The sequence below is a fragment of the Noviherbaspirillum sp. genome (assembly GCF_036563305.1).
Lineage (GTDB): Bacteria > Pseudomonadota > Gammaproteobacteria > Burkholderiales > Burkholderiaceae_D > Noviherbaspirillum.
Window position 1 is genome coordinate 35,162 of the sequence record NZ_DATCMQ010000015.1, and the last position, 15,919, is coordinate 51,080.

Annotated in this window: 17 protein-coding genes; 11 read left to right on the forward strand and 6 right to left on the reverse strand. The window is 67.5% G+C overall.

The window, feature by feature from the left end:
- Nucleotides 1–5: 5 nt before the first annotated feature.
- Entirely contained in the window at nt 6–890 is an 885-nt protein-coding gene (gene rarD / locus VIM12_RS15440; protein ID WP_331942560.1) for an EamA family transporter RarD, read from the forward strand.
- A gap of 10 nt (nt 891–900) precedes the next feature.
- Here the strand turns inward: rarD and VIM12_RS15445 are convergent, their stop codons facing one another.
- The gene (locus tag VIM12_RS15445) at nt 901–2,778 is read right to left on the reverse strand and encodes a potassium transporter Kup (protein WP_331942561.1); all 1,878 of its coding nucleotides are present in this window, start codon (nt 2,776–2,778) and stop codon (nt 901–903) included.
- A gap of 300 nt (nt 2,779–3,078) precedes the next feature.
- Here VIM12_RS15445 and ettA point away from each other — a divergent pair, with 300 nt between their 5' ends.
- From ettA to VIM12_RS15480, 7 genes are all read left to right on the forward strand, one after another.
- Nucleotides 3,079–4,746, forward strand: coding sequence for an energy-dependent translational throttle protein EttA (ettA, locus tag VIM12_RS15450; protein ID WP_331942562.1), 1,668 nt, complete (start codon nt 3,079–3,081; stop codon nt 4,744–4,746).
- Between the two features lie 144 nt (nt 4,747–4,890).
- A complete protein-coding gene (locus VIM12_RS15455) occupies nt 4,891–5,103 on the forward strand; it encodes a DUF3565 domain-containing protein (RefSeq protein ID WP_331942563.1) in 213 nt (70 codons plus the stop codon).
- Between the two features lie 440 nt (nt 5,104–5,543).
- Nucleotides 5,544–5,924 (forward strand): hypothetical protein, encoded by a 381-nt coding sequence (locus tag VIM12_RS15460; protein ID WP_331942564.1) that lies wholly within the window; start codon nt 5,544–5,546, stop codon nt 5,922–5,924.
- Between the two features lie 110 nt (nt 5,925–6,034).
- Nucleotides 6,035–6,538, forward strand: coding sequence for a GAF domain-containing protein (locus VIM12_RS15465; RefSeq protein WP_331942565.1), 504 nt, complete (start codon nt 6,035–6,037; stop codon nt 6,536–6,538).
- 4 nt (nt 6,539–6,542) lie between these two features.
- On the forward strand, nt 6,543–6,968 hold the full coding sequence (locus VIM12_RS15470; RefSeq protein ID WP_331942566.1) for a response regulator: 426 nt from the start codon (nt 6,543–6,545) through the stop codon (nt 6,966–6,968).
- A gap of 114 nt (nt 6,969–7,082) precedes the next feature.
- Nucleotides 7,083–7,400: a metalloregulator ArsR/SmtB family transcription factor gene (locus VIM12_RS15475; protein ID WP_331942567.1), complete on the forward strand. Its 318-nt coding sequence runs from the start codon at nt 7,083–7,085 to the stop codon at nt 7,398–7,400.
- Nucleotides 7,401–7,437: 37 nt separating this feature from the next.
- Nucleotides 7,438–8,496, forward strand: coding sequence for an alkene reductase (locus VIM12_RS15480; RefSeq protein ID WP_331942568.1), 1,059 nt, complete (start codon nt 7,438–7,440; stop codon nt 8,494–8,496).
- Nucleotides 8,497–8,508: 12 nt separating this feature from the next.
- Here the strand turns inward: VIM12_RS15480 and VIM12_RS15485 are convergent, their stop codons facing one another.
- Together VIM12_RS15485 and VIM12_RS15490 are read right to left on the reverse strand one after the other, a co-directional pair.
- Nucleotides 8,509–9,351: a DUF4198 domain-containing protein gene (locus tag VIM12_RS15485; RefSeq protein ID WP_331942569.1), complete on the reverse strand. Its 843-nt coding sequence runs from the start codon at nt 9,349–9,351 to the stop codon at nt 8,509–8,511.
- On the reverse strand, nt 9,352–10,059 hold the full coding sequence (locus VIM12_RS15490) for a methyltransferase domain-containing protein (RefSeq protein WP_331942570.1): 708 nt from the start codon (nt 10,057–10,059) through the stop codon (nt 9,352–9,354). It abuts the gene before it with no gap.
- Between the two features lie 389 nt (nt 10,060–10,448).
- Between VIM12_RS15490 and VIM12_RS15495 the strand changes: the two genes are divergently transcribed.
- A complete protein-coding gene (locus VIM12_RS15495; RefSeq protein ID WP_331942571.1) occupies nt 10,449–11,264 on the forward strand; it encodes a substrate-binding periplasmic protein in 816 nt (271 codons plus the stop codon).
- Between the two features lie 56 nt (nt 11,265–11,320).
- Nucleotides 11,321–12,220, forward strand: a complete 900-nt coding sequence (gene lpxO, locus VIM12_RS15500) for a lipid A hydroxylase LpxO (RefSeq protein WP_331942572.1) — start codon at nt 11,321–11,323, stop codon at nt 12,218–12,220.
- 22 nt (nt 12,221–12,242) lie between these two features.
- Here lpxO and VIM12_RS15505 read toward each other — a convergent pair whose 3' ends face one another.
- Nucleotides 12,243–12,767, reverse strand: coding sequence for a superoxide dismutase family protein (locus VIM12_RS15505; RefSeq protein WP_331942573.1), 525 nt, complete (start codon nt 12,765–12,767; stop codon nt 12,243–12,245).
- A gap of 151 nt (nt 12,768–12,918) precedes the next feature.
- Here VIM12_RS15505 and VIM12_RS15510 point away from each other — a divergent pair, with 151 nt between their 5' ends.
- Entirely contained in the window at nt 12,919–13,488 is a 570-nt protein-coding gene (locus VIM12_RS15510) for a molybdopterin-dependent oxidoreductase (protein WP_331942574.1), read from the forward strand.
- A 24-nt stretch (nt 13,489–13,512) separates the two neighbouring features.
- On the opposite strand, the gene VIM12_RS15515 is transcribed toward VIM12_RS15510, so the two are convergent.
- Both VIM12_RS15515 and VIM12_RS15520 read right to left on the reverse strand, forming a co-directional pair.
- Nucleotides 13,513–14,682: a zinc-dependent alcohol dehydrogenase gene (locus tag VIM12_RS15515; protein ID WP_331942575.1), complete on the reverse strand. Its 1,170-nt coding sequence runs from the start codon at nt 14,680–14,682 to the stop codon at nt 13,513–13,515.
- Nucleotides 14,679–15,710 carry an SRPBCC family protein gene (locus VIM12_RS15520; RefSeq protein WP_331942576.1) on the reverse strand — a complete coding sequence of 344 codons (1,032 nt, stop codon included), beginning with the start codon at nt 15,708–15,710 and terminating at the stop codon, nt 14,679–14,681. Before VIM12_RS15520 ends, VIM12_RS15515 begins: the two co-directional genes overlap by 4 nt.
- Nucleotides 15,711–15,919 lie beyond the last annotated feature (209 nt).

A 15,919-nucleotide genomic window follows, 5' to 3' on the forward strand; every position in this document is an offset into this window, starting at 1 on the left:
CCGCCATGAATCCAGGAGTCGTCTACGCCGCCAGCGCCTACGCCATGTGGGGCGTGTTCCCGCTTTATTTCAAGGCCTTGCAGCATGTGCCCTCCATCGAGATACTGCTGCACCGGATGTTGTGGTCGCTGGTGTTCGTCGCCGTCGTGCTGGGCTGGCGGCGTCAGTGGGGCTGGCTGCGGGAGGTGCTGTCGAAGCCGAAGGTGCTGGCCGGCTTCGCCCTCAGCGCCCTGCTCCTGTCGGCGAACTGGTTCATCTATATCTGGGCGGTCAACAACGGCCACGTCGTCGACTCCAGCCTCGGGTATTTCATCAACCCGCTGTTCAACGTGCTGCTGGGCGCACTGGTGCTGCGCGAGCGGCTGCGACCGGTGCAGTGGGCCGCGGTGGCGCTGGCGGCATGCGGCGTGGGATGGCTGACCTGGCAGGCGGGCAGCCTGCCCTGGATCGCGCTGCTGCTGGCCGCCACCTTCGGCCTCTACGGCCTGCTGCGCAAGACGGCATCGCTCGGCGCGCTGGAAGGCCTGACGCTGGAAACCCTGCTGCTGTTCCCGCTCGCCGCCGCCTACCTCGGCTGGCTGGCGCTGCACGGGCAGAACAGCTTCGTGCACGCCTCCACCACGACCCAGCTGCTGCTGGCGGCGGCCGGCCCGATTACGGCAATCCCGCTGCTGCTGTTCGCCTCGGGCGCGCGCCGCATTCCGCTGTCGCTGCTCGGGCTGCTGCAGTACATCGGACCGACGCTGCAGCTCCTGCTCGGCGTATGGCTGTACCACGAGCCTTTCGGCGGCGCCCGCATGGCGGGCTTCGCGCTGATCTGGGGCGCGCTCGCGGTGTATTCGCTGGAAAGCGTGTGGCGGGCGTGGTCGGCGCCGGCCGCGCGCGCATGAGGCCGCGGCGTCAGATCATGATCTGCGTGCCGAGCTCGATCACCCGGTTGCTCGGTACCTTGTAGTAGTCGGCGGCGCCGCGCGCGTTGCGCTGCATGGCGACGAACAGGTGCTCGCGCCACGGCGCCATGCCGCGCTGCGGCCCGTGGATGACGTTCTGGCGGGCGATGAACCAGGAGGTGTCCAGCCCCTCGAAGACCATGTCCTGCTCCTCGGCCAGCTCCAGCGCCAGCGGCAGGTTGGCCTCGTCCTTGAATCCGTAGTGCACGTTCAGCTGGAAGCAGTTGTGGCCGAGCGGATGGATGCGGATCCGTTCCGCCGCCGGCACGAAGGGCACTTCGTGGATGTGCACCGTCAGGAATACCACCCGCTCGTGCAGCACCTTGTTGTGCGCCAGGTTGTGCAGCATCGCGTGCGGCACGCCGTCGGTCTCGCCGCGCAGGTAGATGGCGGTGCCCGGCACCCGCGCCGGCGGCGCGACGAACAGCGACTGCAGGAAGTCCTCGAGCGGGATGGTGTGCTTTTGCAGATTGTCGAACACCAGCGCGCGGCCGCGCTTCCAGGTGAGCATCACGACGAACAGCACCAGTCCCAGCAGGATCGGAAACCAGCCGCCGTGCAGCAGCTTCAGCACGTTGGCGGAGAACAGTGCGACGTCGATCACGAGGAAGAAGCCGGTGGCGAACAGGCACAGCGCCAGCGGCAGGTGCCAGCGGTAGCGGATCACGAAGAAGGTCAGGATGGTGGTGACCAGCATGGTGCCGGTATTGGCGATGCCGTAGGCGGCGGCGAGATGGGTCGACGAGCCGAAACCGATCACCGCCGACAGCACCACGGTCAGCAGCAGCCAGTTGACGGTGGGGATGTAGATCTGGCCATACTCGCTTTCGGACGTATGCTCGATCCGCATGCGCGGCAGGAAACCCAAGGCGATCGCCTGTTTGGTCATCGAGAAGGTACCGGAGATCGTTGCCTGCGAGGCGATAAACGCCGCCATTGTCGACAGGATCACCAGCGGAAAGACGCTCCAGGCGCCGAGCTGTTGAAAGAACGGATTGTCCGCGGCGGCGGGATTGTGCAGCAGCAGCGCGCCCTGGCCGAGGTAGTTCAGCGCCAGCGCCGGAAAGGCGACCAGGAACCAGGCCATGCGCATCGGGCGCGCGCCGAAATGGCCCATGTCCGCGTAGAGCGCCTCGGAACCGGTGAAGGCAAGCACGACGGCACCCAGCGCGATGAAGGCGATCAGCCGGTTCCCCTCGAGGAAGCGGAAAGCATGGATCGGATTGAGCGCGGCCAGGACGCGCGGTTCTTCGATGATGTTCACCAGGCCCATCGAGGCCAGCACCACGAACCACAGCAGCATGATCGGGCCGAAGAACTTGCCGAGGCCGGCGGTGCCGCGCGCCTGCAGCGTGAAGAGCGCCACCAGCACCACGACGGCGACCGGGACCACGTACGGCTGCAGCGCGGGGGCGGCCACCTGCAGGCCCTCGACGGCCGACAGGACCGAGATCGCGGGCGTGATCACGCTGTCGCCATAGAACAGCGTGGCGCCGAACAGGCCGAGCAGCATCAGCGGATAGTGAATGCGGGAGGACTTGCTGACCGAGGACATGACGAGCGCGGTCAGCGCCATGATGCCGCCCTCGCCGCGGTTGTTCGCGCGCAGCACCAGGGTCACGTACTTCAGGGAGACCACGATGATCAGCCCCCAGACGATCAGGGAGACCACGCCGAGGACGTTGGGAGCGTTGAGGGCGAGCCCGTGCTCTTCGGCGAAAGCCTCCTTCATGGCATAGAGCGGGCTGGTGCCGATATCGCCGTAGACGATGCCGATGGCGGCGAGCGTCAGGGTCGCGATGCTGCTTTTCGGTTGCGCTGTAGACAAGGGTCGACCATAAGTTGTTATATTGCACCGCACAATATTCCTGGACGCGCCGGATTGCAAGGCCTTTCCGGCACGAACCTGCCACCGGACAAAAATGCGGCCCCCGTCGGGAGGCCGCGCTCCATTGTCGCCGGGCCGTCGTCTGCCGGGTTGCGCCCAGTCAGAAGCCCGCCTCGCACCGTTGGCGCTGCGGCAGGCCATGCCGCGAGGGGGGAATTTACCGCGCCGGGCCGCCTGCGGCGACGGCATCGGTTATCCTTGCACCTCTCTCCCTTTTGCAGAACCACACCCGATATTCCTATGGCTCAATACGTCTACACCATGAACCGCGTGGGCAAGATCGTCCCGCCCAAGCGCCAGATCCTGAAGGACATCTCGCTCTCGTTTTTCCCCGGCGCGAAGATCGGCGTGCTCGGCCTGAACGGCTCGGGCAAGTCGACCCTGCTGAAGATCATGGCGGGCGTCGACAAGGACATCGAGGGCGAAGCCGTCCCGATGCCGGGCCTGAACATCGGCTACCTGCCGCAGGAACCGCAGCTCGACCCTGAGCAAACGGTGCGCCAGGCGGTCGAGTCCGGCCTCGGCGAAGTGGCCGAGGCACAGTCCAAGCTGGACGCGGTCTACGCAGCCTATGCGGAGCCTGACGCCGACTTCGACGCGCTGGCAGCGGAACAGGCGCGGCTGGAGGCGCTGATCGCCACGGCCGGCGGCGGCAACCTCGACCAGCAGCTGGAGATCGCGGCGGACGCCCTGCGCCTGCCGCCATGGGACGCCAAGATCGGCGTGCTGTCCGGCGGCGAGAAGCGCCGCGTCGCGCTGTGCAAGCTGCTGCTGTCCAAGCCCGACATGCTGCTGCTCGACGAACCGACCAACCACCTGGACGCCGAGTCCGTCGACTGGCTCGAGCAATTCCTGCAGCGCTTCCCGGGCACCGTGGTCGGTATCACCCACGACCGCTACTTCCTCGACAATGCCGCCGAGTGGATCCTGGAGCTCGACCGCGGGCACGGCATCCCCTGGAAGGGCAACTACAGCTCCTGGCTGGAGCAGAAGGAAGCCCGGCTGAAGCAGGAAGAGGCGACCGAGTCGGCGCGCCAGAAGACCATCCAGAAGGAGCTGGAATGGGTGCGCCAGAACCCGAAGGGCAGGCAGGCCAAGAGCAAGGCGCGCCTGGCCCGGTTCAACGAGCTGAGCGAGCACGAATACCAGAAGCGCAACGAGACCCAGGAAATCTTCATCCCGGTCGCGGAGCGCCTCGGCAATGAAGTGATCGAGTTCAAGAACGTGAGCAAGTCCTTCGGCGACCGGCTGCTGATCGACGACCTCAGCTTCAAGATCCCCGCAGGCGCGATCGTCGGCATCATCGGTCCCAACGGCGCCGGCAAGTCGACGCTGTTTCGCATGATCGCCGGCCGCGAGCAGCCGGACAGCGGCGAGGTCGTCATCGGGCCGACGGTGCGGCTCTCCCTGGTCGACCAGTCGCGGGAAGACCTGAACAACAAGAAGACGGTCTGGGAAGACGTGTCGAACGGCGCCGACCTCCTGACCGTCGGCCGCTTCGAGATGCCGTCGCGCGCCTACCTCGGCCGCTTCAACTTCAAGGGCAGCGACCAGCAGAAGGTCGTGGGCAACCTGTCCGGCGGCGAGCGCGGGCGCCTGCACCTTGCCAAGACCCTGCTCATGGGCGGCAACGTGCTGCTGCTCGACGAACCGTCCAACGACCTCGACGTGGAAACCCTGCGGGCGCTGGAGGATGCGCTGCTCGAGTTCGCCGGGAGCGTGATGGTGATCTCGCACGACCGCTGGTTCCTCGACCGGATCGCGACGCACATCCTGGCCTTCGAAGGCGATTCCAAGGTGGTGTTCTTCGACGGGAACTACCAGGAATACGAAGCGGACAAGAAGAAGCGCCTCGGCGAAGAGGGCGCCAAGCCGAAGCGCATCCGCTACAAACCGGTGACGCGCTAGGCGCACAGCCAAGCCAGCCTGAACAGGCCTGCCCCCGCGCCGGCCTGTTCGGGACTGGCTGCCTTGCCGGACTGGCGCGCCTCATGCCCGAAGTGCAGGCGCCCCGGCTACTCCCGTCGATATCCCCAATCCCACGCACACCACATGGAACGCAGCATCGTCGGTTTTCACCAGGACGGAGAGCATCACTGGGTCGCGGAACTCGACTGCGGCCACAACCAGCACACCCGCCATGATCCACCGTGGATCAACCGCCCTTGGGTCACCACTCCCGAAGGCCGGGCCGCCACCATCGGCAAGACCCTGCGCTGCAAGAAGTGCGACGACGGCGCGCCGCCCGATCGTCCGCCGCGCTGACCTCCCGCTTCCGCTGCAGTGCATTGCCGTCCTTCGGCTTGCGGCCTTCCCTGGCGCGTGACCCCGTGTGTCGGCGCCCGGTGATCAATGCCGTCGCGAAACCGCCTGATACCGACCAATTTCCCGCTGTTAATGCAGCGTTGAAACCTTTGGCGCTCGCGCCTCCGGTTCAGGTACTGCGGGAAACAGGCTTCAATACATCCCTGCCCAAGATCAAGGCCGGCAGCGCTTCGCGGGTCCACAGTGGCGGAAGCGGTACCCCGGCATCCCATCCACGATGTGGCTTGCCGGGGAGGCACGAGGTGCTGCTTCCCCGTCCGTATCGGCACCTGACCATGCAGGCAGGCGACCAGCGGCCGAGAGCATCCTGCAACGTGCCGGTGCTGCCGCACTTCCATGCGTAGTTGTCAGCAACGCCATTCATTCACAAGGAGAACACCATGCATCGTCAACCCATCAAGTCCTTGCTCGCCTGTCTGCTCGGCGCCGCCTTCCTCGCCGGTTGCGCATCGCCCTCCTCGTCGACCCAGGCATCGGCGAGCGCGGCCGGTATCCAGAAAGGCAGGGTAGTCGCGGTCGAGCCGATCGCCGCTGCGGGCTCCTCCATGTCGGCGCCCGCGGGCGCATCCTCCTCGGCCACTTCCGGCGCTTCCATGACCGGCGCATCGGCAGCCGGCAGCCCGTCGGCGGTGGTCACCGTGCAGTATGCGAACGGCGAGCAGAGCCGCTACGCGGTCACGCAGAACAAGACCACGTTCAAGGTGGGCGATCCGGTGGGCGTCATCATGAACGGGGACCAGAGCGTCATGATGCGCCAGTAAGGACGGCGCGCCAGTGACGGCCGCCGGGCTTGCGTCCGCGCGGCCATCGCCTAAAGTTCGGCGGTGCGCGGCCGTTACCGGTCTGACCGCACCACTGCCGCACTTTGACGATGCTCCCCGCCCCTGTCCCCGACAACGATGATGAACGGCTCGCCGCGCTGCATGCGCTGCTGATCCTCGACACGCCGCCGGAAGCGCGCTTCGACCGCATCGTCGAATTCGCCGCGGCCGAGTTCGACGTGCCGATCGCACTGCTTACCCTGGTCGACCAGCGCCGACAGTGGTTCAAGTCGCGTTTCGGCATGACGCTGTGCGAGACGGCGCGCGACGTGTCGTTCTGCGGCCACGCGATCCTGCACGACGACATCCTGGTCGTCGAGGATGCCCGTGTGGACCTGCGCTTCATCGACAATCCCCTGGTCACCGGCGAACCCTTCGTCCGCTTCTATGCGGGCGCCCCGCTCACCATGCCCGACGGTCACGCGGTCGGCACGCTGTGCGTGATCGATCGCCGGCCCCGGCAGCTCGACAAGCTCGACCTGTCGATCCTGTCCGCGCTGCGCGACATGGCGGTGAAGGAATTGCAGACGCCGGGCGGCGCCCTCGAAGGCTGATGCGATGAACAGCATGATGCCTGTCTCGCCGGGGCGCGTTCGCATGCCGATGCTGCTGCTGGAGAACGACCCGCTGCTGCGGCGCACGGTGGTGCTCACCGCCCGCTCGCTCGGCATCGGCGAGGTGCATGAGACCGGCAGTCCTGCGATCGCACGCCGCCTGCTCAGGGAGCATGCCTTCAGCGGCGCGGTGATCGCCCTCGACTTCGGCGAGCGGAAAATCGCCGAGTACGACCTCGGCGTGATCGACGCCATCCGCGAGAACGAAGGCTGCCGCGATATCCCCGTGGCGGTGCTGGTCGACTACTGCGACGTGCAGTTGCTGCAGGCGCTGCGGCAGCGCGCAGTCACCCGCGTGATCCTGAAGCCCTTCCGGGCCCGCACGCTGCTCGATACCTTCATCGCCTTCCACGAAGCGCAACCGGCCTGAACAGGTGCGGCGGCGGACGTGCGCGCTTCCTGCAGCGCGGCCTGATATATCGTAAGATACCGATATATAGTTCGGATTTTTCCAATCCACCAGGTCCATTGCCCTGCCGCTGCCATGCCGAAGACCGCTTCTTCCGTCGACATCGATCTCGTCCACAAGGCACTCGCCAACCCGCTGCGGCGCGAGATCCTCGCATGGCTGCGGGAGCCGGAACGGCATTTTTCGGACCAGGAACACCCGCTCGACTTCGGCGTCTGCGCCGGACTGATCGACCGGCGCGCCGGCCTGTCGCAGTCCACCGTCTCGGCCCACCTGGCAACGCTGCAGCGGGCCGGCCTGGTGACCTCGCGCCGGATCGGCCAGTGGATCTTCTTCAAGCGCAACGAAACGACGATACAGGCCTTCCTGCAGCAGATGCAGGAAGGCCTGTGACCGCCCATCCCACCCCCAGGAACGACAGGAACAGCCAATGACCACCTTGTTCGACCCGATCACCGTCGGTGATCTCCAGCTTCCCAACCGCATCTTCATGGCGCCGCTGACCCGCGCGCGCGCGACCGGCGAAGGCCGCGTGCCGAATGCGCTGATGCGCGAATACTATGTGCAGCGCGCCTCGGCCGGCCTGATCCTGAGCGAGGCGACGGCGGTGACGCCGCAGGGCGTCGGCTATGCCGACACGCCGGGCATCTGGTCCGACGAGCAGGTGGCCGGCTGGAAGCAGATCACGGACGCCGTGCATGCGGCAGGCGGCCACATCTTCCTGCAGCTCTGGCACGTGGGCCGCATCTCCGACCCGGTCTTCCTCGACGGCCAGCTGCCCGTCGCGCCGAGTGCGATCGCCGCGCAAGGCCATGTCAGCCTGGTGCGACCGAAGCGCGAGTACGTGACGCCGCGCGCGCTGGCCCTGGATGAAATCCCCGGCATCGTCGAGGCCTACCGCAAGGGCGCGCAGAATGCGAAGCTTGCCGGCTTCGACGGCGTCGAGATTCACGGCGCCAACGGCTACCTGCTCGACCAGTTCCTGCAGGACAGCACCAACCGGCGCGACGACGCCTACGGCGGCTCGATCGAGAACCGCGCGCGGCTGATGCTGGAAGTGACCGACGCCTGCATTTCGGTGTGGGGTCCGGACCGGGTCGGCATGCACCTGGCGCCGCGCGGCGACTCGCACAGCATGGGCGACGCCGATCCCGCCGCGACCTTCGGCTATGTGGCGCGCGAGCTTGGCAAACGGCGCATCGCCTTCATCTGCGCCCGCGAGTCGCTCGGCGACAACCGGCTCGGCCCGCAGCTGAAGCAGGCATTTGGCGGCGTGTACGTGGCCAACGAGAAAATGACCAGGGAAAGCGGCCAGCAACTGCTGGCGGACGGCGAGGCGGATGCCGTCGCTTTCGGCAAGCTGTTCATCGCCAACCCGGACCTGCCGCGCCGCTTCCAGCTTGGCGCCACCCTCAACGAGCCCGACAGCGGCACCTTCTACCATCCGACGGCGCAAGGCTACACCGACTACCCGGCGTTGGCCGCCTGAGCGGCGCCGCGTTCAGCGGGACGGCCCGGCCGGCAGCTCGAAACTGAGGCTGCTGCGAAAACTGTCCCACTCGGCCTCGGCGGCATCCGCCGCCGGCACCAGGTGCGCGGCGTCGATCATCCACGTCCCGCCGTACGGCAGCGACAGCGACACCTTGCCGCCGGCGCCGGTGCGGGCGCGGATCGCCAGCGTCTGTCCGTCATGGGTGTGCCATGCCCTGACGAGGGCGTTTTCCAGCGGCTTGCTGTCGAACAGGAGGCTGAATACCAGGGTCTCGCCGGCCCTGCGCACGAGCGGATCGGCGGTCGGGACGATCTCCAGCCGCTGGCCGGTCAGCAGCCCGTAGGTGCCGTCCGACTTGCCGCCGACCCGCAGCAGGATCTTCGCATGGCGGCGCACGCGCTCCCGCCCCGGTTCGCCGGCGGTGCCGGTCTGTTCCCGCTCCTGCGCCAGGGCCTCCAGTCCCGGCTCGCGCAGCCAGGCATCGAAGGCGCCTGGCGGAAGGACGGCGTATGCCGGCGTGCTGTCGTAGACCAGCATGTGGGTGCCGGGATTGGCCAGGGTCAGGCGCAGGGCGCCCGCATCCTGGCCGGCACCGAGCTGTGCGCCAAGGTCGCGCACCGAGAATGTGGAGTAGAGCTGCAGCGCCGCCGTGGTCTCCGCCGCAAGCGGCCGGCGCCGGCCGTTGAACTGCGCGCCGGCCTGCAGGCTGATCTCGACGGGGGCGCCGGCGGCCGGCGAGAAAGGCCGGGCCGACAGCCAGACCTCGTCGGCCGCCGCGCTGCCGGCAGTAGCAAGCGCCGCTGCCAGCAGCAGGCGGCGCAGGGGCAGCGTGGCGCGGACGGCGTTCACCATTCAGGAGGACGGCGAAGGAGCGCGCGCCGGCTTCTGCAGCATCAGGAAGAAATGCGCCTTGACGCCCCAGATCCGCTTGTGGCCGACGTCATGGACCGGCTTGCCGGGCATCAGGCTGGCAATGCGATACAACGCCTGGGAATCGAGCGGGTTCAGGACCGCCTCGTCAGCCCACGCGCCCTTGCCGGACAGGCGCAGCAGGCGCCGCCACGCGCGCTCGGGCAGCAGGTGCAGGAGCGGCAGGCCGGTATGGAATTCCAGCGGATGCCGGCGGTTCGGCGTGGTCAGGAACACCCCCTTGCGCGCGACCCGGTACAACTCCTTCACGAGGGCCAGCTGGCGTTCGAACGGCCCGGCATGCTCGATCACCTCGTTGCAGAACACCCAGTCGAATTCGCCGTCGGCAAACGGCAGCCGCACTTCCCTGGCCGCCTCGGCGGGATGGGCCTGGCGGCCGGGCTTGGGCGCCTCGACCTGGTGCGCGGTGATGCGCGCGCGCTGCGCCGGCGCCGACCAGCCGACCAGGTAGTCGGGCTTGTCGAAAAGGCTGGTCGGCGCCATGCCGACGCTGAGCACCCGCTCGCCCGCCGCATCCCCGCTGAACGCCGCAAATGCGTCGTACAGCTTGCGGCGCTGGGATGTCACCATCCGCTCCAGCCAGCCGCCGGCGGGTGCCCCGTCCATCGCCGCGTCCATTGCGTTTTTCATGAAATCTCTCCCCGCAAGCAAAGATCGTTGTCGATCGCACATTATTCAATGCGTTGCGTGGCTTCCGGTTGTGCCAGCACAAGCCGCCGCGGACTGGGGCGGCGCAACCACACTGACGTCGCGCAATCCTGGCGTGGCGCAGCACGGTCCGGACGAAAGCGCGTGCGCCGGAAGAAAGTGGCCGCTCACACGGCCGGACGGCGAACGACCGACGAGCCCGCTGCCATAACACTGTCCGCCCCCGGTGCAGCGCCTTTTCGCGCGCCTGCCGTCGATGCCGCGCCACGGTGGCGCAAGAGGATTGGCCCCCGGTGCGACCGGCACCTTATAATCGCTCCAGCCAGCCGTGCGCGGCACCGGACCTCCCTTGCCGCACTTCGCCAGTCGCCATGCATCCAATCCTGCCCGCCGTCTTCCCTCCCGTTCTCCCCCTGCTGCGGCGCGTCGCCATCGCGCTGGCGGTCGTCGCGACCGGACTGCTGCAGGCGGCGCCGCTGCAGACACAGGCCGGCGCGCAGAAGACCGTGCTGCGCATCGGCATCGGGCTGGCGAAGCCGCCCTACATCATGGAGCCTGACGGCGTCCTGCCGGGCATCGAGTACGAGATCGCCGAGCGGGCGCTGGCCGCCTCTGGCTACCTGATGCAGGCGGAACAGCTGCCGCCGGCACGGGCGCTGGCCCTGCTGCGCGCGGGGCACCTCGACGGCATGCTGTCGGTCACCGAAGGCATCGGCGGCGACGACTACTTCTCGGAATCCTACCTGCAGTACCAGAACGTGGCGGTGTCGCTCGCCGCCCGGCGCTTCCGGGTGGCCGGGCTGGAAGACCTGCTGCCGCTTTCGGTCGCCGCCTTCCAGAACGCCCACCTGATCCTCGGCAGCGAGTTCAGGTCGATGGCGATGCGTCACAAGAACTATCGCGAGTATCCGCAGCAGGTCACGCAGAACCGGCTGCTCTACAGCGGGCGGGTGGACGTGGTGATCGGCGACCGCCTGATCTTCCATTACCTGACGCGGCAGCTCGACAAGCCGCTGGCCAACGGGCAGGCCGTCGTATTCCATCCGATCTTTCCGCCCAGCCCGCGGATGGCGGTCTTCCGCGACGAAGACGTGCGCAACGCCTTCAACGCCGGACTCAGGACCATCCGTCGCAACGGCATCTACGCCGCCATCACGCGCAAGTACCAGGCCTTCCTCGATCCCTGAACGACCGGTTGCGCCTGATCAACAGCCGGCGGCTCGACCGGCGGTATTGATTGGGGATGAAATGGGCGCTCCTTTCGCTTTACCTGCTTGCCGTCTGCCATATCCACTTTCGTGGCCGGGTGCGGCTGCCGGTGATGCGGCAGGCATTCGACCATTCTTCCTTCATGGCGCCGGTCAACCTGTTCATGCATGCGTTCTCGGCGGTGCCGGCAAGGCCCTACCTGTCGCTGCAGGATTTTCCCGAGCTCGCGACCTTGCAAGACCACTGGCAGGTGATCCGCGCCGAGGCGCTGGCGGTGCAGGAGCAGCAGCGGATCCGGGCGGCCGCCAGCAATGACGACGCCGGCTTCAACTCCTTCTTCAAGAGCGGCTGGAAACGCTTCTACCTGAAGTGGTACGACGCGGCGCATCCGTCGGCCGCGCGCTTCTGCCCGCAGACCGTCGCCCTGCTGCGCGCGATGCCGTGCGTGAAGGCGGCCATGTTCGCCGAGCTGCCACCCGGCGCGCAGCTCAACCGCCACCGCGATCCGTTCGCCGGCTCGCTGCGCTACCACCTCGGGCTGGTCACGCCCAACAGCGACCGCTGCTTCATCGAGGTCGACGGCGAGCGCTACAGCTGGCGCGACGGCGAGGGCGTGCTGTTCGACGAGACCTACCTGCACTGGGCGCGCAACGACAGCGACCGCGGCCGCATCATCCTGTTCTGCGACGTCGAGCGGCCGATGCGGTTTGGCTGGGCGCAGGCGGTAAACCGCTGGCTGGGAAAGTGGATGATGACGGCGGCGAGCTCGCCGAACGAGACCGGCGACCAGCTCGGCGGCGTGAACCGGGTGTTCCGCTATGCCTGGCTCGCAGGGCAATACCGGCGCCGCTTCAAGGCATGGAACCGGCATGCCTACCGGGCGACCAAGGCGGCGCTGATCGTGGCCGCGCTGGCCCTGGTCGTCCTGGCTTGAAGCCCGCCCCGGGGAGAGGAGCTCAGCGGAGGCGGATCACTGCGCAGGCAAGGCGCTTGCCGGCATTTCCGGTCGGCTGGGTCTTGTAGTCGTCCGGATCGGCATGGACGATGAGTCCCTTGCCGATGATGCTGTTCGGCGCACCCTGCGCCAACGAGATCTCGCTGGCCGGCACCGACAGCTGCAGGCTGGCCTTGCCCGATGCATCGGCGACCAGGTTGCCGAAATCGCCGGCGTGGTGCTCGGCGTGGGAAGGGCCGCCGTGGGGACGGTTGCCGGGATTGAAATGGCCGCCGGCGCTGGTGGCGTCCGGTGCGCTGCAATCGCCTTTTTCATGCACATGGAAGCCGTGGGGACCGGGCGTCAGGCCGTCCACGCGCGCATCGACCAGAATCTGGTTGCCCTTCTGCACGAAGCTGACGGTGCCATTGGTGGTGTTGCCCTGGGTCGGGCTGAGGCTGGCGATGGCGATCGGAGTCGGCTCCGAGGTGGTGGCGCAGCCGGCGAGTACGGCGCTGCCGAGCAGCAGCGGGGTCAAGAGGCGCATGTGATTCTCCTTCCGGTGATTGTTGTTGAAATACCATTTTCGGCATCCGATCATCGCACAGCATGCCTGCGGCCTCAAGCGGATGGCGCAGGAAGCGCGCCGATGGCGGCGCGGGCTACAATCGGCAGCGATCGCAACATGGAGACTGCATGTGAACAAGCGTGAATTTTTGGCGGCAGCAGGCGCTGCGGCCGCCCTGCCGGCACTTCCCGCGCGGGCGGCGGCCGGCGTGCCCGGTCCGGTGCTGCTGACGGTGAGCGGCGCCATCGGCGCGGGCAACCGCGGGCCGCTCGACCCGGCGCTGGACCAGATGATGAAGAAACAGGGCGTGAAATTCGAGCGCGCGCATGCCTTCGATTTCGCGGCGCTGCGCCGGCTTCCGGCGCAGACGATACGGCCGACGCTGGAGTACGACGGCCGGCCGCACGCGCTGCGCGGGCCGCTGCTCGCCGAGGTACTGAAGGCGGCGGGCGCGAAAGCGCCGCAGCGGGCAGTGCTGCGTGCAATCGACGGCTACGCGCCCGTGGTGGGCGCCGCCGAACTGGAGAGCCTGCGCTTCATCGTTGCCACCGAACTCGACGGCAGGCCGATGTCCCTGGGCGGACTCGGTCCGCTCTGGGCAGTGCACGACGCCGACCGCATTGCGCAGCTGGCAGCAAAGCCGCTGGCCGAACGTTTCGCGCTTTGCCCCTGGGGCCTGTATCACATCGAGGTGATGTGACACAGGCGAGGCAGGCATGCCAGGTCAGGGCGTGAGCACGATCTTGATGCACTCGTCCTGCTTCTCCGCAAAGATCTCGAAGCCGCGCGGCGCCTCGTCCAGGGACATCCGGTGCGTGATGACGACCGTCGGGTCGATCTCGCCGTTACGGATGCGTTCCAGCAGCGGCTGCATGTAGCGGTGCACGTGGGTCTGGCCGGTGCGGATCGTCAGCGAACGGTTCATCACCGAGCCGAACGGGATCTTGTCGAGGAAGCCGCCGTAGACGCCGGGAATCGAGACCACGCCGCCGTTACGGCAGGACATCAGCGCCTGCCGCAAGGCGACGGGACGGTCGGTCTCGGCGCCGAGCGCCTGCTTGACCCGGTCATAGGCGCCCATCAGGCCCATGCCGTGGGCTTCCATGCCGACCGCGTCGATGCAGGCATCCGGTCCGCGCCCGCCGGTCATTTCCTTGAGCGCGGTGAAGACGTCGACTTCCTCGTAATTGATCACTTCCGCCTTGGATTTTTCGCGCGCCATGCGCAGGCGCTCGGGGAAACGGTCAATGCCGATCACGCGTTCCGCGCCGAGCAGCCAGGCGCTCTGCATCGCGAACTGGCCGACCGGGCCGCAGCCCCAGACTGCAACCACCGCACCGGGCCGGATGTCGCAGGCTTCTGCCGCCATGTAACCGGTGGGCAGGATGTCGGACAGGAACAGCACCTGTTCGTCGGTCAGGTCCTCCGGCACCTTGAAGGCGCCGACGTCGGCATACGGCACCCGCGCATATTCCGCCTGGCCCCCGGCGTAACCGCCGGTGAGATGCGAATAGCCGAAGATGCCGGACGGGGAATGGCCCCACATCTTTTCCGCGAGATGGGCATTGGGGTTGGAGTTCTCGCACACCGAGTACAGCTTCTCCTGGCAGAAGAAGCAGCTGCCGCAGGCGATCGGAAAGGGAATCACGACGCGGTCGCCGACCTTCAGGTTCTTCACCCCCGCGCCGAGCTCGACGATCTCGCCCATGAATTCGTGGCCGATGATGTCGCCCTTCTCCATGGTCGGCACGAAGCCGTTGTAGAGGTGCAGGTCGGATCCGCAGATCGCGGTGGACGTGATCTTCACGATCGCGTCGCGCGGGTTGAGGATCTCGGGATCGGGCACATTGTCGATCCGCACATCCCGCTTGCCATGCCAGACGTTTGCTCTCATCCTGCCGCTCCTTTCCTGATCACAAACCGGTTCCATGCGCCTCGCGGACCCGCCGGCTGGCCGACCGTGGTCGGGATTTCGCCGGTCTCGATCAGCCACTTGAAGCGGCGCAGGTCTTCATCCATTTGCATCGACGGCTCCTCGCCAAACAGCTTTGCCGCCAGCGCGCCGGCCACGCCGCCGGGCGGCCGGTAGCTCATCACGACGCGCACGATGGTGCCGCGGCCGCCCGGCGCGGGTTCGAAGCGAACCGTGCCCTGGTTGTCGACCTGCGATCCTTCCAGCGAGCGCCAGGCAAGGTACCGGTCCGGATCGTCGGCGGTAACTTCGGCGTCCCATTCCACGGTGCTGCCGGCCGGCCCTTTCGCGACCCAGTGCTGGCGGTCGTCGCCAGTGGCCTGGACCGACTCCAGGTGCTTCATGAAGCGGGGGAAGTTCTCGAAGTCGCGCCACATGCGATAGCAGTCGGCCGCCGGACGGTTGATCGTGATCGCTTTCTCGACGCGGATCTCTCCGGTCGCCGTCGGTCCCTGTCCGTGCAGCTTGCGCTGCTGGTTTTCCATGCTGGACAGCAGATCGAGCGCGGTGATGCCGGCCACCGCCACCGCCGCGAGGCCGATGCGGTCGCGCCGCGCATACGGGGAACGGGCGGCATTGGCGAGCATCGCCAGGTCCATCATGTCGCCTGCTACCCGGGACCAGAGCCAGTTCGCCGGGCGGCGCTGCGTGAGGATGCCGACGCCCGCGGTCAGTTCGCGCACGCCGACCGCGCGCATTAGCGCGGGATTGTCGGCGACACCGATCGCGCGCGACACGCGCGAAGGCGCCAGCACCTGCGCCAGGCCGAGGCCGATGCTGAACCAGCCAAGGGCATTTGCCAGTCGCTCGGCGCGGCCGGCATCGGGTGCGCGGTAGTAGGTGTCGAAGCCGGTGGCGCCCTGCTGGTATGGACTCGAGGGGGGTTCGCCAATGCCGGGCAAATGCCCGACGTGAGCCGGGCGGGCCGGCTCTACTGCCATTTCTTGCATGATCTGACCTCCGTGTTCGCTGCGCGCCATGCATTCCGCTGGTGCTGCGCGGGAAGCCGGGCGGTGGAAGGGATGGGGCACGGCGGGATGCCGGCTGCGCCCAGGTTGTCAGTTAGTCAGGGGGGGGCCGGCGGAGTTCCCGCCGGCAGAAGCGGGGGAACAGGTCGGAAGGAGCGAGGAGGAAGCGAGGAAACGTGAGTGGCGGAAAG